The organism is Pannonibacter sp. I15F10I1 (assembly GCF_900185665.1).
In the GTDB taxonomy this organism is placed as follows: Bacteria; Pseudomonadota; Alphaproteobacteria; order Rhizobiales; family Stappiaceae; genus Pannonibacter; species Pannonibacter indicus.
Genome location: NZ_FYAN01000002.1, coordinates 137,683 through 161,949, shown reverse-complemented (window position 1 = coordinate 161,949; position 24,267 = coordinate 137,683). Strand labels below are relative to the sequence as shown.

Annotated in this window: 25 protein-coding genes and 1 other RNA gene; 13 read left to right on the top strand and 13 right to left on the bottom strand. The window is 63.5% G+C overall.

Annotation, left to right across the window (positions count from 1 at the left end; all coding sequences use genetic code 11):
* Nucleotides 1–137 precede the first annotated feature (137 nt).
* From IF10I1_RS00680 to tkt, 12 genes are all read right to left on the bottom strand, one after another.
* A complete protein-coding gene (locus IF10I1_RS00680; protein ID WP_058898774.1) occupies nt 138–1,169 on the bottom strand; it encodes a peptidoglycan -binding protein in 1,032 nt (343 codons plus the stop codon).
* Nucleotides 1,170–1,172: 3 nt separating this feature from the next.
* Nucleotides 1,173–2,165 (bottom strand): hypothetical protein, encoded by a 993-nt coding sequence (locus tag IF10I1_RS00675; protein ID WP_058898775.1) that lies wholly within the window; start codon nt 2,163–2,165, stop codon nt 1,173–1,175.
* Between the two features lie 449 nt (nt 2,166–2,614).
* The gene (locus IF10I1_RS00670; RefSeq protein ID WP_050472459.1) at nt 2,615–3,409 is read right to left on the bottom strand and encodes an inositol monophosphatase family protein; all 795 of its coding nucleotides are present in this window, start codon (nt 3,407–3,409) and stop codon (nt 2,615–2,617) included.
* Nucleotides 3,410–3,490: 81 nt separating this feature from the next.
* The gene (efp, locus tag IF10I1_RS00665) at nt 3,491–4,054 is read right to left on the bottom strand and encodes an elongation factor P (RefSeq protein WP_019965123.1); all 564 of its coding nucleotides are present in this window, start codon (nt 4,052–4,054) and stop codon (nt 3,491–3,493) included.
* A 143-nt stretch (nt 4,055–4,197) separates the two neighbouring features.
* Nucleotides 4,198–5,493 (bottom strand): tetratricopeptide repeat protein, encoded by a 1,296-nt coding sequence (locus IF10I1_RS00660; protein ID WP_186391767.1) that lies wholly within the window; start codon nt 5,491–5,493, stop codon nt 4,198–4,200.
* The gene (locus tag IF10I1_RS00655) at nt 5,490–6,179 is read right to left on the bottom strand and encodes a thiamine phosphate synthase (protein WP_186391768.1); all 690 of its coding nucleotides are present in this window, start codon (nt 6,177–6,179) and stop codon (nt 5,490–5,492) included. Before IF10I1_RS00655 ends, IF10I1_RS00660 begins: the two co-directional genes overlap by 4 nt.
* A gap of 271 nt (nt 6,180–6,450) precedes the next feature.
* Nucleotides 6,451–7,518, bottom strand: coding sequence for a class II fructose-bisphosphate aldolase (fba, locus tag IF10I1_RS00650; RefSeq protein WP_058898778.1), 1,068 nt, complete (start codon nt 7,516–7,518; stop codon nt 6,451–6,453).
* 379 nt (nt 7,519–7,897) lie between these two features.
* Nucleotides 7,898–9,091, bottom strand: a complete 1,194-nt coding sequence (pgk, locus tag IF10I1_RS00645) for a phosphoglycerate kinase (RefSeq protein ID WP_186391769.1) — start codon at nt 9,089–9,091, stop codon at nt 7,898–7,900.
* Entirely contained in the window at nt 9,088–9,393 is a 306-nt protein-coding gene (locus IF10I1_RS00640) for a ribonuclease (protein ID WP_186391770.1), read from the bottom strand. The genes pgk and IF10I1_RS00640 overlap by 4 nt, the downstream gene beginning before the upstream one ends.
* A 68-nt stretch (nt 9,394–9,461) precedes the next feature.
* Nucleotides 9,462–9,749 carry a hypothetical protein gene (locus tag IF10I1_RS00635; RefSeq protein ID WP_157757112.1) on the bottom strand — a complete coding sequence of 96 codons (288 nt, stop codon included), beginning with the start codon at nt 9,747–9,749 and terminating at the stop codon, nt 9,462–9,464.
* Nucleotides 9,750–9,775: 26 nt separating this feature from the next.
* Entirely contained in the window at nt 9,776–10,786 is a 1,011-nt protein-coding gene (gene gap / locus IF10I1_RS00630) for a type I glyceraldehyde-3-phosphate dehydrogenase (protein WP_058898781.1), read from the bottom strand.
* A 189-nt stretch (nt 10,787–10,975) separates the two neighbouring features.
* Nucleotides 10,976–12,964: a transketolase gene (tkt, locus tag IF10I1_RS00625; protein ID WP_186391771.1), complete on the bottom strand. Its 1,989-nt coding sequence runs from the start codon at nt 12,962–12,964 to the stop codon at nt 10,976–10,978.
* A 440-nt stretch (nt 12,965–13,404) separates the two neighbouring features.
* Here tkt and IF10I1_RS00620 point away from each other — a divergent pair, with 440 nt between their 5' ends.
* The 6 genes from IF10I1_RS00620 to IF10I1_RS00595 all read left to right on the top strand — a co-directional run bounded on the left by IF10I1_RS00620 (nt 13,405) and on the right by IF10I1_RS00595 (nt 16,753).
* The gene (locus tag IF10I1_RS00620; protein ID WP_019965114.1) at nt 13,405–13,701 is read left to right on the top strand and encodes a DUF4164 domain-containing protein; all 297 of its coding nucleotides are present in this window, start codon (nt 13,405–13,407) and stop codon (nt 13,699–13,701) included.
* Between the two features lie 6 nt (nt 13,702–13,707).
* Nucleotides 13,708–14,079: a cell division protein ZapA gene (locus IF10I1_RS00615; protein WP_019965113.1), complete on the top strand. Its 372-nt coding sequence runs from the start codon at nt 13,708–13,710 to the stop codon at nt 14,077–14,079.
* Nucleotides 14,080–14,159: 80 nt separating this feature from the next.
* Nucleotides 14,160–14,316: non-coding RNA, 6S RNA (ssrS, locus tag IF10I1_RS00610), on the top strand.
* 102 nt (nt 14,317–14,418) lie between these two features.
* Nucleotides 14,419–15,030, top strand: coding sequence for a 5-formyltetrahydrofolate cyclo-ligase (locus tag IF10I1_RS00605; RefSeq protein ID WP_186391772.1), 612 nt, complete (start codon nt 14,419–14,421; stop codon nt 15,028–15,030).
* Nucleotides 15,027–15,848 carry a TIGR00282 family metallophosphoesterase gene (locus IF10I1_RS00600; protein WP_050472467.1) on the top strand — a complete coding sequence of 274 codons (822 nt, stop codon included), beginning with the start codon at nt 15,027–15,029 and terminating at the stop codon, nt 15,846–15,848. The genes IF10I1_RS00605 and IF10I1_RS00600 overlap by 4 nt, the downstream gene beginning before the upstream one ends.
* A gap of 158 nt (nt 15,849–16,006) precedes the next feature.
* Complete coding sequence (locus tag IF10I1_RS00595) at nt 16,007–16,753, top strand: YebC/PmpR family DNA-binding transcriptional regulator (protein WP_058898784.1); 747 nt, start codon at nt 16,007–16,009, stop codon at nt 16,751–16,753.
* 58 nt (nt 16,754–16,811) lie between these two features.
* Here IF10I1_RS00595 and IF10I1_RS00590 read toward each other — a convergent pair whose 3' ends face one another.
* Nucleotides 16,812–17,576 carry a sulfite exporter TauE/SafE family protein gene (locus IF10I1_RS00590; RefSeq protein WP_186391773.1) on the bottom strand — a complete coding sequence of 255 codons (765 nt, stop codon included), beginning with the start codon at nt 17,574–17,576 and terminating at the stop codon, nt 16,812–16,814.
* Nucleotides 17,577–17,676: 100 nt separating this feature from the next.
* Here IF10I1_RS00590 and ruvC point away from each other — a divergent pair, with 100 nt between their 5' ends.
* The 7 genes from ruvC to tolR all read left to right on the top strand — a co-directional run bounded on the left by ruvC (nt 17,677) and on the right by tolR (nt 24,256).
* Nucleotides 17,677–18,204: a crossover junction endodeoxyribonuclease RuvC gene (gene ruvC / locus IF10I1_RS00585; protein ID WP_050472471.1), complete on the top strand. Its 528-nt coding sequence runs from the start codon at nt 17,677–17,679 to the stop codon at nt 18,202–18,204.
* Entirely contained in the window at nt 18,201–18,818 is a 618-nt protein-coding gene (gene ruvA / locus IF10I1_RS00580; RefSeq protein ID WP_186424302.1) for a Holliday junction branch migration protein RuvA, read from the top strand. The genes ruvC and ruvA overlap by 4 nt, the downstream gene beginning before the upstream one ends.
* Nucleotides 18,819–18,940: 122 nt before the next feature.
* Nucleotides 18,941–19,987 carry a Holliday junction branch migration DNA helicase RuvB gene (gene ruvB, locus IF10I1_RS00575; protein WP_058898785.1) on the top strand — a complete coding sequence of 349 codons (1,047 nt, stop codon included), beginning with the start codon at nt 18,941–18,943 and terminating at the stop codon, nt 19,985–19,987.
* Between the two features lie 161 nt (nt 19,988–20,148).
* Nucleotides 20,149–22,260 (top strand): methyl-accepting chemotaxis protein, encoded by a 2,112-nt coding sequence (locus IF10I1_RS00570; protein ID WP_186424301.1) that lies wholly within the window; start codon nt 20,149–20,151, stop codon nt 22,258–22,260.
* A gap of 115 nt (nt 22,261–22,375) precedes the next feature.
* Nucleotides 22,376–22,828, top strand: coding sequence for a tol-pal system-associated acyl-CoA thioesterase (ybgC, locus tag IF10I1_RS00565; RefSeq protein WP_186424300.1), 453 nt, complete (start codon nt 22,376–22,378; stop codon nt 22,826–22,828).
* A gap of 273 nt (nt 22,829–23,101) precedes the next feature.
* Entirely contained in the window at nt 23,102–23,809 is a 708-nt protein-coding gene (gene tolQ / locus IF10I1_RS00560; RefSeq protein ID WP_050472476.1) for a protein TolQ, read from the top strand.
* 3 nt (nt 23,810–23,812) lie between these two features.
* Nucleotides 23,813–24,256 carry a protein TolR gene (tolR, locus tag IF10I1_RS00555; RefSeq protein WP_058898788.1) on the top strand — a complete coding sequence of 148 codons (444 nt, stop codon included), beginning with the start codon at nt 23,813–23,815 and terminating at the stop codon, nt 24,254–24,256.
* Nucleotides 24,257–24,267 lie beyond the last annotated feature (11 nt).

Genomic DNA, 24,267 nt, shown 5'->3' with positions numbered 1-24,267 from the left:
CCAGAAAGCCTCGGTTGCCGCACGTCTTCAGACAACGGCCTCTCTGCAAGCGAGTAGTCCCCGGCTCGCGCTGCGCTTGGCCGGGGTGACTGAGTGCCTGATTGCATGCGCGGTGCCGGAGCGGCAGGGGCGCCCTCTCACCGTTCCGTCAGCTTCAGCTCGATGCGGCGGTTGCGGGCGTTGATTTCGGGGGTGTTGCCCGGCTCCAGAGGCTGGAATTCGCCGAAGCCGGCGGCCACGAGATGCTTGGGGTCGACGCCCTTGCTGATCAGGTAGCGCACCACCGAGGTGGCGCGGGCGGAGGACAGCTCCCAGTTATCGCGCAGGCGCCCCGTGCCGGACAGCGGCACTGCATCAGTGTGGCCGTCCACGCGCAGCACCCACTGGATCTCGCTCGGGATCTGCCCCTCAAGCTCCAGCAGAGCCTCGGCCAGCTTGTCCAGTTCCACCCGGCCATTGGGATTGATTTCGTCGGAGCCGGAGGGGAACAGCACTTCCGACTGGAAGACGAAGCGGTCGCCCACCACGCGGATATCGGAGCGCTGGGACAGAAGCTCGCGCAGGCGGCCGAAGAAGTCGGAGCGGTAGCGGTTCAGCTCCTGCACGCGCTGCACCAGCGCTGCATTGAGCCGCTGGCCAAGGCTGGCGATGCGGGCCTGGCTTTCGCTTTCCTTGGCCTCGGAAGCCTCCAGCGCCGCATTGGCGGCGGCCAGCTGGCGGCGCAGGGCGGCGATCTGCTGGTTCAGCAATTCCACCTGCGCCAGCGCCCGCTGGCTGACCTGCCGCTCTTCGTTGAGCGTGCCCTCGAGTGCTGCAAGCTCGCCGCCTGCACTGGCCGCTGCACCCTCGCGATCAGACAGCAGGCCGGAGAGCCTGTCGCGCTCGCTGGTGGCGGCGCCGAGGCTGGCCTGCAGGGTAGCGACGGTTGTTTCCAGATCGCGCTTGGAGGCCCGCTCCAGCGACAGAAGCTCGGTCAGCTCGCTGATCTGGGCATTGAGACGGTTCAGCACCGAATCGCGGCCCGACAGCTGCTGGCTGAGCACGAACTGGGCGATGACGAAGATCGACAGCAGGAAGATGAGCACCAGCAGCAGCGTGGTCAGCGCATCCACGAAGCTCGGCCAGTAGTCGATGTCCTGATTGCGCCTGCGGCCGCGAAACCCTGCCATGGATCACTCCTTGGCGCGGTCGAAGGCCGCTGCGATGGAGGAGAGGAGGTTCTCCACCCGCTTCTGCTGGGCGCTCTGGGTGTCGGCCCATTCGCGCATCATCTGCTGCTCGGAGCGCACGTGCTTGACGAGGCCCTGGATGCCTTCGGCAAGGTTTGCCATGGCCTGATTGGCGGCCTTGCTGCCGCCTTCCTCCACCGCGCGCTGCAGCCGCTCGATGGCCAGTTGCAGCTTGTCTGTATCGGGTGCGGCGGCAACGGGTGCACGCGCCTCTTCCTGCTCGATCTCGGTGACGGTGGACAGCCAGTCTTCCAGCTCCGTGTAGAAGCGGTTCTGCGCCTGTCCGGCCTGAAGATCGAGAAAGCCGAGAACCAGCGAGCCGGTGAGGCCGAAGAGCGAGGACGAGAAGGCCGTGCCCATGCCGGAAAGCGGCGCCTGCAGCCCTGCCTTCAGATCCTCGAAGATGACGCCCGTGTCGCCGGACACCACATCCAGCGACTGGATGGTGGAGCCGACGGCACTCACCGTCTGCAGCAGGCCCCAGAAGGTGCCGAGCAGGCCGAGGAACACGAGCAGGCCGGTCATGTAGCGGGCAATCTCGCGCGACTCATCAAGACGCATGCCGATGGAATCGAGAATCGAGCGGGCGGTCGCGGGCGTCAGAGCCATCTCGCCCACCTTGTTGCCGAGCAGCGTCGCCATCGGCGCCAGCAGCACCGGCGGGCGGCGCACTTCGATGCCCGGATCCCCGATGCGGAAGCTGTTGACCCAGGCGATCTCGGGGAACAGCCGCACGACGCGGGCAAACGTCAGCATGATGCCGAACAGGCCGGTGAGCACGATCATCCCGTTGAGGCCGGGATTGCTCATGAAGGCCGTGGCGATCTGCTGGTTTAGGATGAAGGCGACGAAGGCAACGATCACCAGGAAGATGATCATGAACGAGAGATACGCCTTGGGACTGGACAGGCTGTAGGGATCGAAATCGCGTGCCATGAACCGTCGAGCTTCCGCCTGTTGCTGTTGGCACCAGTGATAGCGCGATTTACCGTTTGTTGAAAACCGTTAATCGCGCGTTAGCAAAAGCTTAATTGAAAAGCAGAAGGCCGGGGAGCGGTTTTGCTCTCCGGCCTGTAACGGATGAATCCCGGGTTCTCGGGCGTTCCAGGGGGCTTCCCTTTGCAAGGCCAAGCCTCTCCGTCTTCGTCCTGCCATGGCTTGACCATGGCATCCACCCCGTGAGCTTCCCGCTCTATAAGCCTGACAGTATGCCTGCCCATTGCCGCCGAAGGCCGGGAGAGACAAGGGCATGGATGCCATGGTCAAGCCATGGCAAGACGGAGGAAGATTGCAGGGACAGGAAGAAAAACAGCGCAGAAGCACAAGGCTTCTGCGCTGCGTGTTCATGCCGGGCGGGCGCGCGGGTTGCCGCAACGCCCGTTGCTTCACTCGGCTGCGCTCTTCAGCAGCTTCTGCAACTGGGCCTTGATGAACTCGTTGCCCGCGACCACCGAGCCGGTCTCCAGCATCGTGTCCTTGCCGTCGATGTCGCTGACATAGCCGCCGGCTTCACGGATCAGAAGGATGCCGGCTGCAATGTCCCACGGGTTCAGGCTGTGCTCCCAGAAGCCGTCGAGGCGGCCCGAGGCGACATAGGCAAGGTCGAGCGCGGCAGCGCCGATGCGGCGGACACCGGCGACTTCCGGCATCACGTAGCGCAGTTCCTTGAGGGCACGGCCATGGTCGCCGCGGCCGAGGAACGGCAGGCCGGTGCCGATCAGGCTGTCCGGCAGGGCGGTGCGGGCGGCAACGCGCAGGCGGCGGTCATTGACGAAGGCGCCACGGCCGCGCTCGGCCGTGTAAAGCTCGTCCATCACCGGATTGAAGATGACACCGGCAACGATCTGGCCCTGGCGCTCCAGCGCGATGGAAATGGCGAAGACCGGAATGCCGTGCAGGAAATTGGTGGTGCCGTCGAGCGGGTCGACGATCCAGCGGTGCTGGCCGTCTTCGCCGGCCGTCTCGCCGGATTCTTCCATCAGCAGGCCATAGGTGGGCCGTGCCTTGGTCAGTTCGGCGCGGATGATCTCTTCGGCGCGGCGGTCGGCGGCGGAGACGAAGTCGCCGGGGCCCTTGCGCGAGACCTGAAGGTTTTCGACTTCGCCGAAGTCACGCACGAGCGAACGTCCGGCCTTCATTGCTGCCTGGACCATTACGTTGAGGATTGCTGTACGTGCCATGATCTGTCTTGCCGGGTCTTTGGAATGGGGAGCCCGGCACCCCAGGGGGAGCGCCGGGCGGAAGGATTTTCAGAATGAGGATCAGTCCGCGCGGCGGACGTATTCGACCGTGCCGGTGTCGACGATGATCTTCTCGCCAGCGGTGATGAACGGGGGCACGAGCACGCGCACGCCGTTTTCCAGAATGGCCGGCTTGTAGGACGAGGACTGGGTCTGGCCCTTCACCACGGCATCGGCCTCGGTGATCTGCAGGGTGACGAACTGCGGCAGGGTGATGCCGATCGGCTTCTCTTCGTGCAGTTCCACGGTCACCATCATGCCGTCCTGCAGGAAGGCGGCGCGGTCACCGACGAAGTCTTTCTGCAGCTCAAGCTGCTCGTAGGTTTCGGTGTCCATGAAGATCAGGACGTCTTCCTGGATGTAGAGGAACTGGAAGTCCTTCTGCTCCAGACGGACGCGCTCGACCTTGTCTTCCGAACGGAAGCGCTCGTTCAGCTTGCGGCCGTCGATGAGGTTCTTCATTTCCACCTGGGCGAACGCGCCACCCTTGCCGGGCTTGACGTGGTCCACCTTGACGACCGCCCAGAGCGTCTCCTGATGCTGGAGAACATTGCCGGGCTTGATCTCGTTACCGTTGATCTTCATGAAACGACCGATTGATTAGGGCGTGAAACCTGACGGTGCATCCACGCTCTGCCGGATAAGGACGGCGAGCGGGCACCAATGACGCGCCTGTCCAACACAAAACGGGCGCAAATTCAAGGAAAAACCTGCAAAGCGGTTACTTGTCAGGGGGTGGCCCTGGCCGGATCCAGCGGTTTGGGGATCAGCGTGGCGGTCAAGGTGCCTGCGCGTTCCATGGCCTTGGTCACGGTTTCCTGGTCCAGCGATCCCACGTAACCATCCAGCTCCAGATCGGAAAGGCCAAGCGCGCGCGCCACATAGTGCCAGGCGGCGGCCTCGGTCTGGTCGACGGGCCGGCCACGGCCGAAGGCATAGACGCGGGCGAGCCGGTTCATGCCCACCGGATTTCCGGCCCGCGCGGCCCGCTCGAACCAGTCTGCAGCATCCGCCTCGTCCGGTTCCACGCCGCGTCCCTGAAAGCGCAGGATGCCGTAGTAAACCTGTGCCGAGGTATGGCCGCGCCGGGCCGCCCGGCCCAGCCAGTTGGCGCCCTTGATCGGGTCGCGCACTTTCTCGCCGCCTTCCAGGAACTGGAGGCCGAGGGCATATTGCGCTTCCACATCATCCTTCTCGGCGGCCTGCAGCAGCAGCTGGGAGGCGCGCTCCTCGTCATAGGGGCGGCCTTCGCCTTCCTGATAGAGGATTGCCAGATTGTAGATGGCGCCCGGAATGCCCGCATCAGCAGCCTTCTGGAAGAGATCGGCCGCTCTTTTCTTGTCGGCCTCGACGCCTTCGCCCAGCAGATACATCTGCCCCAGCCGGTAGGCCGCATTGGGGTCGCCGGAGGTGCTTGCGACCTGATACCAGTCCGCAGCCTTCTTCCAGTCCCGCGCCACGCCAAGGCCGGTTTCATGCATCACGCCCAGCAGGGTCTGCGCGGCACGGTCACCTTCCTCAGCCAGCGGGGTGGCAACGGCAAGCGCCGTCAGATACCAGCCGCGCTGGAAGACGCCATAGGCGAAATCGGCATCAATCGGCTCGCCCGGTTCCATCAGCGGCGGACCCGCCTCAAGCAGGCTGACAAGCGGTTCCGGCTCATAGCGGGCAAGGGCACGTGCGGCTGCATCGGCTTCGGTGGCCGTCTCTGCAGCCGCGCCTTCAGCGGCATCCTGTGCCGCAGAAGGCTGGGCCGATGCTGCCTCGCCTGCCGGGGTTCCTGCTGCCGGGGTTTCGGCAGCTGGCGGCGCGGCCTGCTCCTGAGCCGGGGCTGCGGGCGTTGCAGGCGTTGCCGTCTGGGCAAGGCTGCTGCCTGTGGCTGCGCAGAGCGCAGCCAGCGCCAGACCTGCCAAAGCCAGACCCGGTGCGCCGGGCCTCAGGCCACGGCGCAGGGGCGGGCGGGCAGATGCCTCCGCCGTTTCGGGAAACTGGCTTCCGGTCAGGGTCCGGCGCGGCAGGGTCATTCCTCGTCCTCTTCAAACGGGTGCTGATCGAGAATCGCATTGGCAAGGCGCACGGCTTGCGCCGGGCCTTCCGGATGCTGCCAGATGGCATCCTTCAGGGCAACGAAGTCGGCCTTGGTGTCCGCCGTTTCGCCGAGGGTGGCCAGATCATTGCCGCCAAGGGCAACGCAGGGCGTGGAGAACAGCTCCGCCCACCATTCGGCGCGCTCCAGCGTCTTGGCATGGGCGCCGGGCTGCTCCTCAAGGTCCAGCCGGCCGAAGAACAGATAGTCCACGCCGCTTTCGGCGATTTCCATTTCCTCGTGCTTCATCTTGGTGCCGCCCGCGCCGACAATGCGCGCCGGCTGCAGGCTTTCCATGGCCAGCTTGATGTCCTCGAAGGAGCTGTCGATATGGGCGCCGTCGGCACCCGTGCGGCCGGTCACTTGCGTGTCGCGGTAGATCAGCGCGGCCGCTTCCGCCTTCTGGATCATGGGCACCAGCTTTGCAGCCGTGTCCTGCAGCGCCTTGGCGGCCGCCTCGGGCTGATAGATGAGGACGCAGGCCACATCCCCGCCCGACAGCGCCGCTTCAAGGCGCGGGGCAAAGGCTTCCAGGTCAAAGGTGGGCGGCGTAACCAGATAAAGGCGCGGGCGGTTCAAGGCGGTATCCGTCTGTTCGGCCCGGCATGCGGGCACATGGTACATACCTATGTCCCTAAAGACGGCAAAAGCACGACGCAAGCGCAGAGATGGGTGCAGAAGCTTTGCGCGGCGGAATGTTGCGGGTGAGGGGACGATACCAGCAGGAGATTGATACGCTGCCTGGCCATTTACTCAGGCGGTCGCCCCGGGTCTGCACTGCGTTCCGCCCGGGGCGACCGCTGGGGAGGCCGGAGAGGTGGCGGAACTGCGGGCAGCAAAAAGGCCGGAGCGATGCCCCGGCCTTGGTTTGATCCTTGAGTAAGGTCCGAAAGCCTTACGAGATCTTCGGGTCCAGCGCGCCGGACTTGTAGCGGGCGGCCATTTCCGGGAGGGTGAGGACGCGCTTGATCTTCGAGGCCTGACCGGCGGTGTTGAAGGCCTCCAGACGCTCCTTGCAGAGCTTGGTCATGGCATCGCGGGCGGGCTTGAGATACTTGCGCGGGTCGAACTCGCCCGGGTTCTCGGCAAGGATCTTGCGGATCTGGCCGGTCATCGCCATGCGGTTGTCGGTGTCGATGTTGATCTTGCGCACGCCGTTCTTGATGCCGCGCTGGATTTCTTCCACCGGTACGCCCCAGGTCTGGGGCATCTTGCCGCCGTACTGGTTGATGATGTCCTGCAGGTCCTGCGGCACCGAAGAAGAGCCGTGCATCACCAGATGGGTTTCCGGCAGGCGGCGGTGGATTTCCTCGATCACGTGCATGGCAAGGATCGCGCCGTCCGGCTTGCGGGTGAACTTGTAGGCGCCGTGGCTGGTGCCCATGGCGATGGCCAGCGCGTCAACCTTGGTCTCGCGCACGAACTTCACCGCTTCTTCCGGGTCGGTCAGCAGCTGGTCGTGGCTGAGCTGGCCTTCGGCGCCATGGCCGTCCTCCGCTTCGCCCATGCCGCTCTCAAGGCTGCCGAGCACGCCCAGCTCGCCCTCGACGGAGATGCCGCCCAGATGGGACATGTCCGTCACGGCCTTGGTGACGCCGACGTTATAGGCCCAGTCGGCCGGGGTCTTGCCGTCGGCCTTCAGCGAGCCGTCCATCATCACCGAGGTGAAGCCGGCCTGGATGGCGGTCATGCAGGTGGCCGGTTCGTTGCCATGGTCGAGATGCACGCAGACCGGGATGTGCGGATAGATTTCCGTCACCGCGTCCATCATGTGCTTCAGCATGACGTCATGGGCATAGGACCGGGCGCCGCGCGAGGCCTGGATGATGACCGGGGAATCGGTCGCATCAGCCGCTTCCATGATGGAGAGCGCCTGTTCCATGTTGTTGATGTTGAAGGCCGGAACGCCATAGTCGTGTTCCGCGGCATGATCGAGCAATTGACGAAGTGTAATGCGTGCCATCGAATCTCTCCTGTTCCAGATCCGCAAGGAACCCTGACCCGGCTCCGGACCTGCCTGCTCAAACACTGCGCGTGGTCCGCCTGTTCCATTGGTCTTGCCAATTGAACGAAGCGTTTTCCCGCGCTGGCCGTGCAACGGCGGCGTGGGCCGCAGATAAGTTTCGCACTGCGACAAAACCGTGGCCGTTCTAACAAAATCCAGCGGTTTGGGAAGATGGGGCCGCAGCCCATAAATCAATTTAAATGCCGGTAAACGCAGGAAAATTCGAACATTTTTAATTTGATGCCCGAATTAAATAGGTGCCTTGCAGGGCTCGCGGGCAAGAGGCGGCGCGCCAATACTGGACCGGCGCGCCGCAAGACTTGATGAACTGTCAGGCTCAGGCCTGCAGGGCCGTCACGCCCGGCAGATCCTTGCCTTCCAGCCACTCGAGGAACGCCCCGCCAGCGGTGGAGACATAGGAGAAGTCACCGGCTGCGCCTGCGTGGTTGAGAGCGGCCACCGTGTCACCGCCGCCTGCGACGGAGAGCAGCTTGCCTTCCTTCGTCCGGCTGGCCGCATGCTGTGCAGCGGCGACGGTTGCCTTGTCGAAGGGCTCGATCTCGAAGGCGCCGAGCGGGCCGTTCCACACCAGCGTGGAAGCGCCGTCGATCTTGGCCTTCACGGTTTTGATGGAGGCCGCACCCACATCCAGCATCATGGCATCGGCGGGAATCGCGTCCAGGCTGACGGTTTCGTTGGCAGCGCCTGCCTTGAACTCGCGGGCGACGACTGCGTCCACCGGCAGCACGATCTCGCAGCCGGCCTTTTCGGCGGCTGCCATGATCTTCAGCGCGGTCGGGGCAAGGTCATGCTCGCACAGGGACTTGCCGACATTGACGCCCTTGGCGGCCAGGAAGGTGTTGGCCATGCCACCGCCGATGACGAGCATGTCCACGCGGGTGACGAGGTTTTCCAGAAGGTCGATCTTGGAAGACACCTTTGCACCGCCGACAACGGCCAGAACCGGGCGCTTGGGCGCGCCAAGAGCTGCACCAAGCGCTTCCAGCTCGGCCTGCATGGAGCGGCCGGCATAGGCGGGCAGCAGGCGGGCAAGGCCTTCGGTGGAGGCATGGGCGCGGTGGGCGGCGGAGAAGGCATCGTTCACATAGAGGTCGCCATTGGCAGCCAGAGCGGCGGTGAAGTCGGCGCCGTTCTTTTCCTCGTCCTTGTGGAAGCGGGTGTTCTCCAGCAGCAGCACATCGCCGTCCTGCATGGCGGCAACGGCACCGGCCGCAGCCTCGCCAATGCAATCGGCACAGAAGGTAACCGGGCGGCCGATGACGGCGGCAACAGCCGGGGCCACCGGCGCAAGGCTCATGTCTGCCACGACTTCACCCTTCGGGCGGCCGAAGTGGGCGAGGAGGATAACCTTGGCGCCCTTGTCCGACAGCTCGCGGATGGTGGGGGCGACGGCGCGGATGCGGGTGTCGTCGGTGATCTTGCCGTCCTTCATGGGGACGTTGAGGTCCACACGCACGAGGGCGCGCTTGCCTGCGATTTCGCCGGCATCGTCAATTGTCTTGAAGGTCATGGCTGGGCGTATCTCATCACGGTGAAAACAATGGCGCTTCCTGCTCCCCACGTGGTGAGGAGTGCAAGCACCAGCTGAAACATTGTCGGCATTGCCGAAAGTCTGTCCGCCAGTCCGGAAAGGCGTCCCTCAATCCCTGAAAGTCTGCCATCAAGTGTGGCGGCATTGATCTCCAGGCTGGTCAGGCTTTTCCTGAAATCCTTATTGTCCTCGGCAATCTGGCGGATTGCAGGTTCAAGTCTGGAAAGTGCCGTCTCGATACGGGAACAGGTCTCTTCGAGAGCAGCCACGCGCTGTTCCATCGTCGGTCCTCCTGATCCCCCTCCAGACTGGGGTTCCTTACCCGGTGGAAAGGGGACAATGCTTGCCATCAGGATTCACCCTTTTCCGGAAGCATGTTGATCAGAATCTTGGTCAGGTGCTGCTCAATGTGGCCGCAACGCCTGCAAACAAGTGTCGTGACCGGGCGTATGCCGGCACGTTCTGAAGCCAATATTATATCCGGAACTTCACCGAAGCTGAAGCCGGGAGGCGACAGATCTTGAGACATATAAAAACCGTCATGGCTGCATCGAAGACAGCGGAGATTGGGAAACCGGTCTGATATCAAATCAACCAGTTGCCTGAAGTCTTCCACCGGCTTCGATGCGTCGTCCATGACCTTACCCCTTTGGGGTAAAGCTATCAGATGTGCTTGGCGAGTGCCACAGCGGTGTCCGACATGCGGTTGGAGAAGCCCCACTCGTTGTCGTACCAGCTCATGATGCGCACCAGGGTGCCGTCCATGACCTTGGTCTGGTCCATGTGGAAGATCGAGGAGTGGCTGTCATGGTTGAAGTCCATGGACACCAGCGGCTCGTCGGTGAAGCCGAGGATGCCCTTCAGCTTGCCGTTGGCAGCGTCGCGGATGGCGCTGTTGATCTCTTCCACGGTGGTGGAACGCTTGGCGATGAACTTGAAGTCCACCACGGAGACGTTCGGGGTCGGCACGCGCACGGACACGCCGTCCAGCTTGCCGTTCAGCTCCGGCAGCACGAGGCCCACGGCCTTGGCGGCACCGGTCGAGGTCGGGATCATGGACATGGCTGCAGCGCGGGCGCGGTACAGGTCCTTGTGCATGGTGTCCAGCGTCGGCTGGTCGCCGGTGTAGGAGTGGATCGTGGTCATGAAGCCCTTCTCGATGCCGATGGCGGCATTGAGAACATAGGCAACCGGAGCCAGGCAGTTCGTGGTGCACGAAGCGTTGGAGACGACGAGGTCGGCAGCCGTCAGCGCATCGTGGTTCACGCCGTAAACGATGGTCTTGTCAGCGCCGTTGGACGGAGCGGAGACGAGAACGCGCTTGGCGCCAGCGGCGAGGTGCGCTTCGGCCTTCGGCTTGTCGGTGAAGATGCCGGTGCATTCCATGGCGATGTCGACGCCCAGCTCGCCGTGCGGCAGCTCCTTCGGGTCGCGGATCGCGGTCACCTTGATCGGCTTGCCGCCGTTGATGCGGATGCTGTCGCCTTCCACGGCGACGGTCGCCGGGAACTTGCCATGCACCGAATCATGACGCAGCAGATGCGCGTTGGTCTCCACCGGGCCGAGGTCGTTGATGGATACGACTTCGATGTCGGTGCGGCCGGACTCGACGATCGCGCGCAGCACGTTGCGGCCGATGCGGCCAAATCCATTGATCGAAACCTTGGTCACCATGTGAATAACTCCCATACATGCGTGGCGCCGTTATGGAGGACGCCTTTCGCCAGCCCAGACCGGGCCGGCCTTGCGAAAGGGCAGGAGAGGGCCTGCCCGGGCTCAGGAGCCCCCGCCGGGCGGCGGAGGCGAGAGTTCTGGTGTCTTCCGGCGGCAGCCAGGCCCATGGCCCGCTGCACTGGAGCCGGATCAGGCGCCGAGGCGCGCCTTGGCAGCGTCCACAACCGCCGTGTCGGTGATGCCGAAGTGGGCATAGAGCTCCTTGTAGGGGCCCGATGCGCCGAAGCCGTGCATGCCGACGAAGATGCCGTCGTTGCCGATGAAGCGGTCCCAGCCGAGGCGGATGCCGCTCTCGACCGCGATCTTCACCTTCGAGCTGCCGATGACGGAGGCCTTGTAGTCGTCCGACTGGGCTTCGAACAGCTCGAAGCACGGCACGGAGACGACGCGGGCGGGGATGCCGTCAGCCATCAGCTTTTCGCGGGCGTTCATGGCGATTTCGACTTCCGAGCCGGAGGCGAAGATCGTCACATCCGCTGCTTCTTCGCTGCCCGCCAGTTCATAGGCGCCGCGTGCGGAGAGGTTCTCTTCCTCGAAGGTCTTGCGCTGCGAGGGCAGGGCCTGACGGGTGAGGGCGAGAACCGAAGGGGTCTTGGCGGCGGTCAGTGCAATCTGCCAGCACTCCAGAGTCTCGGTCACATCGGCCGGGCGCAGGAAGTAGAGGTTCGGGATGGCGCGCAGAGCAGCGTAATGCTCCACCGGCTGATGCGTGGGGCCGTCTTCGCCAAGGCCGATGGAATCGTGGGTCATCACGTGGATGACGCGCTGTTCCATCAGGGCGGCAAGGCGCAGGGCCGGGCGGCAGTAGTCCGAGAACACCAGGAAGGTGCCGGAATAGGGGATGAAGCCGCCATGCAGGGCCATGCCGTTCATGGCAGCGGCCATGCCGTGCTCGCGGATGCCCCAGTGCATGTAACGGCCGGAGAAGTCATCCGGCGTCACGGCCTTGGTCTGCGGGGTCTTGGTGTTGTTGGAGCCGGTCAGGTCGGCAGAGCCGCCGATCGTCTCCGGGATCACCTCGTTGACCACGTTCAGCACATGCTCGGAGGCCTGACGGGTGGCGAGCGAGGGCTGCTCCTCGAACAGCTTGCGCTTGTAGGTCAGCATCGCTTCATCGAAGCCGGCCGGCAGGTCACCGCGGTTGCGGCGCTCGAACTCGGCGCGGGTTTCCGCATCCTTGGCGGCGAAGCGCTTTTCCCAGCTCTTGTGCGCATGGGCGGAGCGCAGGCCGGCGATGCGCCAGGCGTCCAGCACGTCGCTCGGCACGACGAAGGGCTCGTGGCTCCAGTTCAGCGCCTTGCGGGTGGCGGCGATTTCGTCCGCGCCCAGCGGCGAGCCATGCACCTTGTTGGTACCGGCCTTGGTCGGAGCGCCGAAGCCGATCACGGTCTTGGCTGCGATCAGCGTCGGCTTGTCGCTCTCCTGCGCCTTGCGCAGGGCATTGGCGATGGCTTCCGGATCATGGCCGTCGACGCGGCTGGTGGCCCAGCCGGAGGCCTCGAAACGGGCGATCTGGTCGGTGGAATCGGTCACATCGATCTTGCCGTCGATGGAGATGTTGTTGTCATCCCAGATGACGATCAGCTTGTTCAGCTTCAGGTGGCCGGCGAGCGTCAGGGCTTCCTGGCTGATGCCTTCCATGAGGCAGCCGTCACCGGCCAGAACATAGGTGTAGTGGTCGACGATATCCTCGCCGAAACGGGCCGCCTGCAGCTTCTCGGCAATGGCCATGCCGACAGCGTTGGCAAGGCCCTGGCCCAGCGGGCCGGTGGTCGTCTCGATGCCGGCGCCATGGCCGAATTCCGGATGGCCGGCCGTGCGGGCGCCGATCTGACGGAAATTCTTCAGCTGATCGAGTGAGAAATCCTCATATCCGAGCAGGTAGAGCGCGGAATAGAGCAGCATGGAGCCGTGACCGGCGGACAGCACGAAGCGGTCGCGGTCGGCCCAGTGCGGGGCGGTGGGGTTGAACTTCAGGAACTGTGTGAACAGAACCGTGGCGATGTCGGCAGTGCCCATGGGCAGGCCGGGATGGCCCGATTTGGCCTTTTCGACCGCGTCCATGGAGAGGAAGCGGATCGCATTCGCCATGCGGTGATGCTTTTCAAGATCAGTCATGTTCATCCCGTTGCTACATGCGGCAGGCCGCAGGGCTACCTGAGAATCTGTTTTCCTGGTGCCGGAGAGGTGAGGATCGGCCTTTTGCCATCTCCCATGCTCTCGCCAGCCCTGCAGGGAGCCCGACAAATAACAGGAACCCTAGTGGTGTCAACAAAGGCCGCACTTGCATGAAATGACGGGATGGCGGGGGAGAAACGCCGCAGAGCCGAATGCCGCCATTGACGGCGCTTTTAACGATTGCTTAATCTTTATGCCGCGAAGGCGGTCCGGGCGAATTCCGTTAAGTGTGGTCATCCGGTTATTGCCGCCTGCTCGCAATTTGCTTTAGTTTTTGCGGCGGGCCATATGTGTCACGCCAGCGGGCGCTGGTGGTCTACGCTCAGGAAATACCCCTACGCAGGGTCCTGAAGGCGGATTTTGAAAGTGGATGCGGTTTGATGGCAGAATTGGGCTCAGGTCATAGCCAGTCTCTGGATGCTGCCTTGACGCGCCTTGCGACTGCCATTTCCCATCTGGAAACGTCGGTTGGCCGGCGGCTGGATGGCGACCATTCCCTCAACGCCCTGCATGACGACATTCAGCGCCTCGGCGAGGACCGCTCGCAGCTGGCCATGAACCTGGACAAGGCCGAGGCCCGCGCACAAAGCCTGGAAGAGGCCAACCGCGAAGTGTCCCGCCGCCTCGTTTCCGCCATGGAGACGATCCGCTCCGTTCTCGAAGCACACGGAGGCTGAGGGCGGATGGCGCAGATTTCCGTCACCATCAACGGCAGGGCCTTCCGCATGGCCTGCGACGACGGCGAGGAAGACCGGCTGATCGGTCTTGCCGAGCGGTTCGATGGCTGCATCAACCAGCTGCGCGGCAGTTTCGGTGAGATCGGTGACCAGCGGCTGACCGTCATGGCCGGAATCATGGTGATTGACGAGCTGGTCGAGCTGGAAAAGCGCGTCCAGCAGCTGGAGCAGGAGCTGTCCATGGTGCGCGACGCGCGTCAGGCAGCACTCGAGCATATCAACCGCAATGAGGCCACTGTCGTGCTGCGCATCGACGAGGCCGCCCGCAAGATCGAGGCGCTGGCCGAAGGCCTGACCCGCAGCCTCAAGACCGATTGAATGCAGTCCGGCGGGGGACGATGATGCCTGCGGCTGCGCGAAGGGCTTTCAAATGCAGCGCTCTGGCTCTATATCTGGTTCAGCAGCTGCGCTTCCCGTCAGGAAACATTATCCCCGGGGCCTTACGCATTCCCTAGGGAGCTGTCCCTGATCCGGCCCCTGGGCTGGAACACACGGCGCCCACCTACACTGTAGGTTTCCCGGGATTGCAATTCCAACGGTCGCCGTGGCTGCACTTTACCATTCTTTTGAGGGCCGGATCTGCGGCCCGCCGCTGCCTGAAAAGGTGCGCCGGATGGCAGTCCCACCGATTGCCGGACCGGTTCCCAGCGAGGTTCGATGCCCGCCACTGACACCCGCAACGCTCTCACCGATCTTGTTCAGGCCAAACAGCAGATCCGCGCCGGGGCGCTGGCGCGCCGTGCGGCGATGACGGCTGTGGAGCGGATCGAGGGTTCCCTTGCCCTGACCGCTCACGTGGACGGGCTGAACCTGAAGCCCGGCGAAACCGTCTCCGGCTTCTGGCCGATTCGCGACGAGATCGATCCGCGGCCGCTGATGCATGAGCTGGCATCCCGCGGCCATCCCCTCTGCCTGCCCGTTGTCGCAAGGCCGCATCTGCTGTTCCGCAAGCTGGACCGGGAGACAAAGCTGGTGTCCGCCGGTTTCGGCACCAGAGTGCCTGAGGAAGCGTCTCCGCTCATGCGCCCGGATGTGATGCTGGTGCCGCTGGCGGCATTTGATGCGCGCGGCGGGCGGCTGGGCTACGGCAAGGGGCATTACGACACGGCGATTGCGGCGCTGGAGAAAGACGGCCCGATCCTGCGCATCGGGCTTGCCTTTTGCGTCCAGGAAGTGGATCAGGTGCCCACAGAACCGCATGACCAGCTTCTCCACGGCATCCTGACTGAAACCGGGCTGCGCTGGTTTCACACACGAGAGGACCGATGAAGCTTCTGTTTCTGGGTGATCTGGTCGGCCGGGCCGGCCGCACCGCTGCCATTGAGGCTCTGCCTGGCCTGATCGAGGAAAACGGCCTCGATTTCGTCGTTGTGAATGGCGAGAATTCTGCCTCCGGCTTCGGCATCACCGAGCAGATCCTTCAGGATGTGGTGGATGCGGGCGCCGATGTGGTCACCACCGGCAACCATGTCTGGGACCAGCGCGAAACCCTCGTTTACATCGACCGGCAGCCGCGCCTGCTGCGTCCGGTCAACTTCCCGGCCGGAACGCCGGGACGCGGCGTCAACATCTACTCTGCCCGCAACGGTGCGCAGGTGGCGGTCGTCAACGTCATGGGCCGCGTCTACATGGACCCGCTGGATGATCCCTTCGCCGCCGTGGAGCGGGCGATTGCCGATTGTCCTCTGGGTCATGTGGTGGATGCCATCATCATCGACATGCATGCGGAAGCCACCAGCGAAAAGCAGGCGATGGGCCACTTTCTCGATGGCCGCGTCAGCCTTGTGGTTGGCACGCACACGCATGTGCCGACGGCCGATCACCAGATTCTGCCGGGCGGCACGGCCTATATGTCCGACGCGGGCATGTGCGGCGATTATGACAGCGTGCTGGGCATGGAAAAGGAAGAGCCGGTGCAGCGTTTCCTGCGCAAGGTGCCTTCCAGCCGCTTCACCCCTGCGCTGGGCGAGGCGACGGTCTGCGGCGTGGCGGTGGAAACCGATGACCGCACGGGCCTTGCCGTTGCCGTCGCGCCTCTGCGTCTGGGCGGGCGTCTGGAGCCGGTGATCCCGCACTTCTGGCGCTGACAACAGTGTAGATCAGTCTCTTCGTGCGCAAGAGAAGCGGCGTGGTGTCTGGATTTTACCCGCGTCATTGCCTATAAGGCTGCCCATTCTTCATGCGCCGGAGCGTCATCTGGTCCTGACGGGCCTTGGCTCCGGCCGTCTCAACTGCCGGGAAGACCATGGCCGGACATTCACAGTTCAAGAACATCATGCATCGCAAGGGCCGCCAGGACGCCGCCCGGTCGAAGCTTTTCTCCAAATTGTCGAAGGAAATCACCGTTGCGGCCAAGCACGGCGATCCGGACCCCGCCTCCAACCCGCGCCTGCGCCTGGCCGTCCAGAACGCCAAGGCCCAGTCGATGCCCAAGGACAACATCCAGCGGGCCATCAACAAGTCGCAGAGCGGTGATGCCGAGTCCTACGACGAGATCCGCTACGAGGGCTACGGCCCCGGCGGCGTTGCCGTCATCGTTGAGGCGCTGACCGACAACCGCAACCGCACCGCCTCCAACGTGCGTTCCTATTTCACCAAGTGCGGCGGCGCCATGGGTGAAACCGGCTCGGTGTCCTTCATGTTCGACAAGGTCGGCGAGATCATCTACCCGGCCAAGGCCGGGGGTGCCGAGGCGGTTCTGGAAGCTGCCATCGAGGCGGGCGCCGAAGACGTTCAGTCGGATGAAGACAACCACGTCATCATCTGTGCCTTCGAGGATCTGGGCGATGTGTCCAAGGCGCTGGAAGGAACCCTGGGCGAGCCGGAATCGGTCAAGATCATCTGGAAGCCGCAGAACCTGACGCCGGTGGATGCCGACAAGGCCCAGACGCTGATGAAGCTCGTCAACATGCTGGAAGATGACGATGACGTGCAGAACGTCTACGCCAACTTCGACATTGACGAGGAAACCATGGCGAGCCTTGCAGGCTGACCCGGTTCTCCGGCAACAACTCAAGGGAACCCGGCTTCTGGCCGGGTTTTCTTTTGTCTTAGCGCCCGAGCCAGCCATCCAGTACAGGCAGGCTTGTCAGGGCGGCAAGGGCAATGAGGCTGTAGGCGATGCGGCGGTAGAGCTGCGGATTGGCCCGTCCGAAGCCGCATGCGCCCAGATAAAGCCCGAGGCCATAGACGGCGATGCCGCCAATCGCCAGTGCCAGCACCCGGCCGTTGAAAACCCCAGCAATCAGATAGGCCAGCAGGCTGCCGGTGCCCGCCAGCGCGAAGAAGACGATGAGATTTGCCCGGATCACATGCGGGGGATGCGGGCTCGACAGCCAGAAGGCAACCACCGGCGGGCCGGAAACCTGCGACACGCCGCCCATGATGCCCGCTGCAGCGCCGACGCCGGCGGAGGTGGCGGGCGAGGGCGTGCCGGCATAGCGCCAGCCGGAGATCAGCAGCCCAAGCACCGCCAGCACCACAAGGCAGATGATCCAGCGCAGCACTAGCGGATCAGCGCTCACCAGCAGCCACGCCCCCAGATGCACCGAGACAACCGCCGCCAGAACCGCAGGCAGAACGGTGCGCCAGTCGCACAGGCGCAGGGCGCGCGGCAGCAGCGGCAAGGTGACGAAGTAGTCCAGCAGCAGAAACGCCCCCGCCGCAACGGGCGGCGAGAACAGGGCGGAGGCCACCGGCATGAAGATCATGCCCGCGCCGAAACCGGCAAAGCCACGCACAACGCCCCCGGTGAAGAGCACCAGAAGCCCGGTGAGCAGGGTTGGCCAGCCGTAGGCGGTGATGAGGTCCTGCAAGGGGCTTCCTTTCCGCAGGGCGGGATAACTTCGCAGCTTGCCTGCGTTAGAAGCCCCTCGCACTAGCGTCAAGGCCAGAGTTTTGTTACCGGTTTGTTCTATGATGCATCCGATTCGAATTCTCGGGATTGATCCCGGCCTGCGCCGTACCGGCTGGGGCCTCATTGAGGCGCTGGGCAACCGGCTGACCTTTGTTGCCGCCGGAACCGTCACGTCGGATGACAAGCGGGAACTGGCTGCCCGGCTGGTGCAGCTGCATGACGGGCTGCAGAAGGTCATCGACGAGAATGCGCCGCAGGAGGCTGCCGTTGAGCTGACCTTCGTCAACAAGGACGCCGGTGCGACGCTGAAGCTCGGCCAGGCGCGCGGCATTGCGCTGCTGGTGCCCTCGCTGCACGGGCTGGAAGTGGCCGAATATGCGCCCAATCTCGTGAAGAAGACCGTGGTGGGCACGGGGCATGCCGAAAAGGACCAGATCCGCCACATGGTGAAGATCCTGCTGCCAAAGGCGCAGTTTGATACGGATGATGCGGCGGATGCCCTGGCAATCGCCATCTGTCACGCGCACCATCGCAAGACCTCGGCGGTGCGGGCAAAGGCTGAGGCATTGGCACGGGGTGCAGCATGATCGGCAAGCTCAAGGGTACGGTCGACAGTTACGGTGACGACCACCTCATTCTCGATGTCCACGGCGTGGGTTATCAGGTGTTCTGCCCCTCGCGGGTGCTGCAGGGATTGCCGCGCGCCGGTGAGGCGACGGTGCTCTTCATCGAGACCATCGTGCGCGAGGACATGATCCGGCTCTACGGTTTCTCCTCCGATGCCGAGCGCGAGTGGTTCCGCCTGTTGATGACGGTGCAGGGCGTCGGTGCCAAGGTGGCTCTGGCCGTGCTCAGCGTGCTGAAGGCCAGCGAAGTGGCAACCGCCATCGCGCTGGGGGACAAGGCGGCGCTGGCACGTGCACCGGGCGTCGGCAAGCGCGTGGCCGAACGGCTGGTGATCGAGCTGAAGGACAAGGCGCCGGGCTATTCCAGCCTTGATGCTGACACTCTGGCGGTGGCTCAGACGGTGAGCGAGAATGTCGCCGCCCGCCCTGTCGCGGAAGCTGTTTCGGCGCTGACCAATCTGGGCTATGCCCAGGCGCAGGCCAGTGCGGCCGTCGCCCGCGCGGTGAAGTCCGCCGGCGAGGATGCCACCACCGAAACGCTCATCCGCCTTGGCCTGAAGGAACTGGCCCAGTAAGAAGGCGGCAAGGGAATACCGGGACTTTGAGGCGCTGACGTACCGCGCCCCCGATCTGCTCAAGCACCGTTTGGGCTTGTGCCAATCACTCCGCCACGGGCGGGGTCTGGAGTTGAAAGCGTATGGAGAAGACCGAACGCCTCGTCACGCCGGAAATTCGCGGTGACGAAATCGACACCACCATGCGCCCGCAGGCGCTGGATGATTTTGTCGGTCAGGCGCAGGCGCGAGCCAATCTCAAGGTCTTCATCGGTGCGGCAAAAGCCCGCGGCGAGGCGCTGGATCATGTGCTGTTTGTCGGGCCTCCGGGTCTTGGCAAGACGACGCTGGCACAGATCATGGCGCGCGAACTCGGCGTGAACTTCCGCGCCACCTCCGGTCCGGTCATCGCCAAGGCAGGCGATCTCGCGGCGCTTCTGACCAATCTGGAAGAGCGTGACGTGCTCTTCATCGACGAAATCCACCGGCTCAGCCCGGCGGTGGAGGAAGTGCTCTATCCGGCGATGGAGGATTTCCAGCTCGATCTGATCATCGGCGAGGGGCCTGCCGCCCGCTCGGTGAAGATCGATCTGGCAAAGTTCACGCTTGTCGCCGCGACCACGCGCCTTGGCCTGCTGACCACGCCGCTGCGGGACCGTTTCGGCATTCCGGTGCGGCTGGAGTTCTATACGGTCGAGGAGCTGGAGCTGATCGTCAACCGGGGCGCGCGGATTCTCGGCATCGGCATGGCGCCAGATGGGGCAAGGGAAATTGCCAAGCGCGCCCGCGGCACGCCGCGCATCGCCGGGCGCCTGCTGCGCCGGGTGCGGGATTTTGCGGTCTTTGCCGGGAACGACACGGTGGACCGGGCGATGGCGGACCGGGCGCTGTCCCAGCTGGAAGTGGACGGGGCGGGGCTGGACAGTCTCGACCGGCGCTATCTCAACCAGATCGCGCTCAACTTCGGCGGTGGACCGGTGGGCATCGAAACGATTGCTGCGGCCCTGTCTGAACCGCGCGATGCCATTGAAGAAATCGTCGAGCCCTATCTCATTCAGAACGGCTTCCTGCAGCGCACGCCGCGCGGGCGGGTTCTGACGGCGCAGGCCTTCCGGCATCTGGGTCTCGCAGTGCCGCAAAGTTCTGCTGCGCCGCAACTTGGACTGTTCGCGGATGATGCTGAAGTGTGACCTAAGGAAAAATACCTGTCACGTTGTGCATTGCCAGAAACTGCAATCAAAAATGTTCATTAAGTTAGTATTTCGGCGCCTTGTATCTTATTTCCGGCGCTGATTAAGGCTTTTTTGGGGAAGTATGCTCACGATCCTCCCAGTTCAGGGAGGAACCCCATATGATCCGTAACCGCTTGTCCAACAAGGTTGCCGCGATGTTTTTCGCCGGTGCAGCCATTATGTGCCTTGCCATTGTCATTGTCACGGCACGGCTCGCGGGGGACGTAGCCGACAGTCAGGCGAGCAAGGCACTTTCAAGCGCAACACTCGGTAAATACCGCACGCTGGAACTTGCCCTCGAGCAGCGTGTCGATGCCGCCCGCTTCTTTGCATCGGTGTCCGACGCCAAGGATGCGGTCATGAAAATGACCGCCGGCTGGAAGGTGCTGAAGGAAAATCAGACCGAACAGCTCCGCAAGACCTTTATCGATGACAACCCGCATGGACCGGACGAGCGGCATTTGCTGGTGGAATCGAGCGCAGGCAACTTCTACGCAAACAACCACAAGCCCATCCACATGGCTATTGGCTCTTTCGTGGATCAGGGGCTGTTCAAGGACATTCAGCTCATCGATCTCGATGGCAATGTCATCTACAGCTACATGAAGGGGGAGGAGTTCGCCCGCAACCTCAGTTCACCCGAACTGCAGGGTGGCCCGCTGACGGCGGCAGCGAAAGCCATTCTCGATATCCCGGAAAGGACAGAGACGGCGTTGCCAAGGGTCACGTCCTCGGGCTTCCTCGTTGCGCCGGACGGCAGTGTGCGCCTGACGCTGGCAACCCCCGTCTTCTCGCATGACCGGTTCTTCGGCGTCATCGGCTACACGGTCGACATGACCAAGCTGGCGGGTCTGATCTCCGCAAAGGGCGGCATTGGCGAGACGGAACTTGCCCTGCTTGTGGATGCGGCCGGAAATGTCGCTGTGTTCGATGGCGACAAGGCGCCGCAGGCTTTCCGCTTTGATGCCATCCGCTCCGGCGATGGCCTGGTGACACTGGGCGGCAATGCTTACCGCTACACCGTGACGGATGGCCAGAGCGTCGACAAGCCGTTTGGTGTCGGTGCCGCTGTCGAAAGCGCAGAACTGAACGCGGCAGCGCGTCAGATCACCTGGGGTGCGGTCATCGCGGGCATTGCCTGCCTGCTGCCGATCGTTGCCGTCATGTGGTGGCTGACCAGCCGTATGTTTGCGCCGCTGCAGTCCCTGTCCGTCACGGCCCGCCAGATTGCGGATGGTGATCTTTCGGTGGCCATCAATGCTCTGGAACGGGGCGATGAAATCGGCCAGATGGCCCGTTGCATCGAGGTCTTCAAGGAGAACTCGCTTGAGCGCGAACGGCTGGCCGAGGAGCGCCGCGCCGGACATGTGGCCCGCGAGCAGCGCGAGAAGCACATTGACGGACTGATTGCAGGATTCCGGGAAGAGGCGCAGGCGCTGCTGGCGGAGGTGGAGAGCAATCTCGTCCGCGTGGAGGAAACATCGGTTATTCTGAGCAGCCGTTCCGACACGGCCTCCCATCGCGGGGCTCAGGCCGCCGGTGATGCGGAGAATGCGTCCTCCAACGTGCAGGCGGTCGCCAGTGCGACGGAAGAACTGAATGCCTCCATCGCTGAAATCGCCCGGCAGGTTGCCACGACTGCGGATGTTGTCGGCCGCACCACGGCCAATGCCCAGTCGTCGAACCAGAAGATTGCAGGGCTTGCCAATGCCGCAAACAAGATCGGTGAAGTCGTGGACCTGATCCGCGCCATTGCCGAACAGACGAACCTCCTCGCCCTCAACGCCACCATCGAGGCGGCGCGTGCAGGTGAGGCCGGACGGGGCTTTGCGGTCGTGGCCGCGGAAGTGAAGGAACTGGCAACCCAGACCTCCAAGGCGACGGAAGAAATTTCCGCCCAGATCTCTGCCATCCAGAACTCCACGGCAGAAGCCGTTGAAGAGATCGCCGATGTCACCAATTCGATGGAAGAGGTGAACACCTACACGGCCTCCATTGCCGGCGCCGTGCGCGAGCAGGGTTCGGCGACGGGCGAGATTTCCCGCAATGTGGCAGAGGCGGCGCATGGCACCATGGCCGTGGCCAATGCGGTGGCTGCACTCAATGCGGATATTTCCGAGAACTCCGGGTCGGCCTCGGCCATGCAGGAAGCCACGCTCACCATGAAGCAGCAGGCCGATACGCTGCGCCGGTCGGTGGAACGCTTCCTGCGCGAGGTGGCGGCCGCCTGACCTCAGAACATCTGAAGACGGATCCGGAACGCCCGGTGCTGGCCGGCCCATTGCGGGCTTGCAAGCGCCGGGCGTTTCGCGCATATGCGGCCGGGCAGGGAGTTCAGATGGCATCATGACGCAGCAAGACAGCACCACCGATGGCCGGATCGTGGAAGGTGTGCACGTCCTTCCTGTCCGTATCTATTATGAGGACACGGATTTCAGCGGGCTCGTTTATCACGGGTCCTATGTCCGGTTCTTCGAGCGCGGCCGGACGGAACTGCTGCGGGCTTGCGGTGTGCATCATGCGGCGCTCGCCGACGGCAGCCACGGACAGCCGATTGTCTTCGCCGTGCGCGACATGGTGATCCGCTTTGTGAAGCCGGCCCGTATCGATGATCTTCTTGAGGTCCGCACCCGCCTCAGCGAAGCGCGCGGCGCCCGCCTGGTGCTGGAACAGGAAATCTGGCGCGACGGTTCGCTGCTGGTCTCGGCTCAGGTCGTGGTTGCGGTGATCCTGGCTTCCGGCCGTCCGGTGCGCCTGCCGCCGGAGCTGGCAGCCAGGCTGCCGGTGCAACCGGGTTAAGAAACACCACCCGGCTTTGCGCGGCTTTTCCGGAAGCTTTTTGAGGCTTTGGGATCAAATCAATTTGTGCGACGCAACGTCATTAACAGGGCAGTAACCTTAATCCTTTTGTTTAGGGGAGATTGCGCGCGTTGCGCAGTCCCAGTTTTGCCAAATTCAGCGGTCAGGAAGACCAAAGGTCCGGGAGGAAACCGAAGCCGCCGGGACACAACAGGTTTCCTGGTGTGCTTTTAACTCATGATGACAACTCCACGGGCAAGAGGTCCCTTTTAGATGAATGAAATCGCCCAGACGACCATGGCGGCCCCGCATGGCGACATGTCGTTCATTGGCCTGTTCTGGCAGGCCCACATCGTCGTTAAGCTTGTGATGTTTGGTCTGATCATCGCATCGGTCTGGTGCTGGGCGATCATCGTTGACAAGGCGATGCTTTTTACCCGTACCAAGCGCCAGATGACACGGTTTGAAACTGTATTCTGGTCGGGCCAGTCGCTCGAGGAGCTGTACAAGACCCTGTCGAGCCGTGCCAATCACTCCATGGCTGCCCTGTTCGTGGCGGCCATGCGCGAATGGAAACGAAGTCATGAAGGCGCAAGGCCGGCTCTTGCCAGCCTGCAGCAGCGTATCGACCGGGTGATGGACGTGACGATCGCGCGTGAAACGGAGCGCCTGGAATCACGCCTGCTTGTTCTGGCGACGGTTGGTTCGGCTGCGCCCTTCATCGGCCTGTTCGGGACGGTCTGGGGCATCATGACGGCGTTCCAGTCCATCGCCCAGTCCGAAAACACCTCGCTTGCCGTCGTGGCTCCGGGTATCGCCGAAGCTCTGCTGGCAACGGCTCTCGGCCTGCTTGCCGCAATTCCGGCGGTTATTGCCTATAACAAGCTGCAGACGGATGTGGCCAAGCTCTCCGCCCGCATGGAAGGTTTTGCGGACGAGTTCTCGGCCATCCTGTCCCGCCAGATTGACGAACGGATCTGACCCATGGGTATGAGTGTTGGAGCGGGCGGCGGCGGTGGAGGGCGGCGCAGACGCGGCGGCCGCCGTGCGACGCCCATGAATGAAATCAACATCACCCCCTTCGTGGACGTGATGCTGGTGCTTCTGATCATTTTCATGGTGGCCGCGCCGCTGATGACCTCCGGTGTGCCGGTGGATCTGCCGCAGACGGCGGCCAAGCCCCTGCAGGGGGATAATGAGCCGATCACGATTTCCGTGACGGCGGATGGAAAGATCTTCATCCAGAACACCGAGATCGCGCTGGATGAGGTGGTGCCGAAACTGTCTGCCATTGCCGAAAACGGCTACGAGGAGCGGATCTTCGTGAAGGGCGATCAGACGGCGGCCTATGGCACGATGATGCAGATCATGGGCCGGATCAACGCTGCCGGCTTCAAGCGCCTTGGGCTTGTGACACTTGCTGAATAGGGAACCTGACG

Excerpts from the sequence above, each read along its gene's own strand:
- IF10I1_RS00680 (WP_058898774.1), bottom strand. The coding sequence starts at position 1,169 with ATGGCAGGGTTTCGCGGCCGCAGGCGCAATCAGGACATCGACTACTGG.
- IF10I1_RS00675 (WP_058898775.1), bottom strand. The coding sequence starts at position 2,165 with ATGGCACGCGATTTCGATCCCTACAGCCTGTCCAGTCCCAAGGCGTAT.
- IF10I1_RS00670 (WP_050472459.1), bottom strand. The coding sequence starts at position 3,409 with ATGGCACGTACAGCAATCCTCAACGTAATGGTCCAGGCAGCAATGAAG.
- efp (WP_019965123.1), bottom strand. The coding sequence starts at position 4,054 with ATGAAGATCAACGGTAACGAGATCAAGCCCGGCAATGTTCTCCAGCAT.
- IF10I1_RS00660 (WP_186391767.1), bottom strand. The coding sequence starts at position 5,493 with ATGACCCTGCCGCGCCGGACCCTGACCGGAAGCCAGTTTCCCGAAACG.
- IF10I1_RS00655 (WP_186391768.1), bottom strand. The coding sequence starts at position 6,179 with ATGTACCATGTGCCCGCATGCCGGGCCGAACAGACGGATACCGCCTTG.
- fba (WP_058898778.1), bottom strand. The coding sequence starts at position 7,518 with ATGGCACGCATTACACTTCGTCAATTGCTCGATCATGCCGCGGAACAC.
- pgk (WP_186391769.1), bottom strand. The coding sequence starts at position 9,091 with ATGACCTTCAAGACAATTGACGATGCCGGCGAAATCGCAGGCAAGCGC.
- IF10I1_RS00640 (WP_186391770.1), bottom strand. The coding sequence starts at position 9,393 with ATGGAACAGCGCGTGGCTGCTCTCGAAGAGACCTGTTCCCGTATCGAG.
- IF10I1_RS00635 (WP_157757112.1), bottom strand. The coding sequence starts at position 9,749 with ATGGACGACGCATCGAAGCCGGTGGAAGACTTCAGGCAACTGGTTGAT.
- gap (WP_058898781.1), bottom strand. The coding sequence starts at position 10,786 with ATGGTGACCAAGGTTTCGATCAATGGATTTGGCCGCATCGGCCGCAAC.
- tkt (WP_186391771.1), bottom strand. The coding sequence starts at position 12,964 with ATGACTGATCTTGAAAAGCATCACCGCATGGCGAATGCGATCCGCTTC.
- IF10I1_RS00620 (WP_019965114.1), top strand. The coding sequence starts at position 13,405 with ATGGCAGAATTGGGCTCAGGTCATAGCCAGTCTCTGGATGCTGCCTTG.
- IF10I1_RS00615 (WP_019965113.1), top strand. The coding sequence starts at position 13,708 with ATGGCGCAGATTTCCGTCACCATCAACGGCAGGGCCTTCCGCATGGCC.
- IF10I1_RS00605 (WP_186391772.1), top strand. The coding sequence starts at position 14,419 with ATGCCCGCCACTGACACCCGCAACGCTCTCACCGATCTTGTTCAGGCC.
- IF10I1_RS00600 (WP_050472467.1), top strand. The coding sequence starts at position 15,027 with ATGAAGCTTCTGTTTCTGGGTGATCTGGTCGGCCGGGCCGGCCGCACC.
- IF10I1_RS00595 (WP_058898784.1), top strand. The coding sequence starts at position 16,007 with ATGGCCGGACATTCACAGTTCAAGAACATCATGCATCGCAAGGGCCGC.
- ruvC (WP_050472471.1), top strand. The coding sequence starts at position 17,677 with ATGATGCATCCGATTCGAATTCTCGGGATTGATCCCGGCCTGCGCCGT.
- ruvA (WP_186424302.1), top strand. The coding sequence starts at position 18,201 with ATGATCGGCAAGCTCAAGGGTACGGTCGACAGTTACGGTGACGACCAC.
- ruvB (WP_058898785.1), top strand. The coding sequence starts at position 18,941 with ATGGAGAAGACCGAACGCCTCGTCACGCCGGAAATTCGCGGTGACGAA.
- IF10I1_RS00570 (WP_186424301.1), top strand. The coding sequence starts at position 20,149 with ATGATCCGTAACCGCTTGTCCAACAAGGTTGCCGCGATGTTTTTCGCC.
- ybgC (WP_186424300.1), top strand. The coding sequence starts at position 22,376 with ATGACGCAGCAAGACAGCACCACCGATGGCCGGATCGTGGAAGGTGTG.
- tolQ (WP_050472476.1), top strand. The coding sequence starts at position 23,102 with ATGAATGAAATCGCCCAGACGACCATGGCGGCCCCGCATGGCGACATG.
- tolR (WP_058898788.1), top strand. The coding sequence starts at position 23,813 with ATGGGTATGAGTGTTGGAGCGGGCGGCGGCGGTGGAGGGCGGCGCAGA.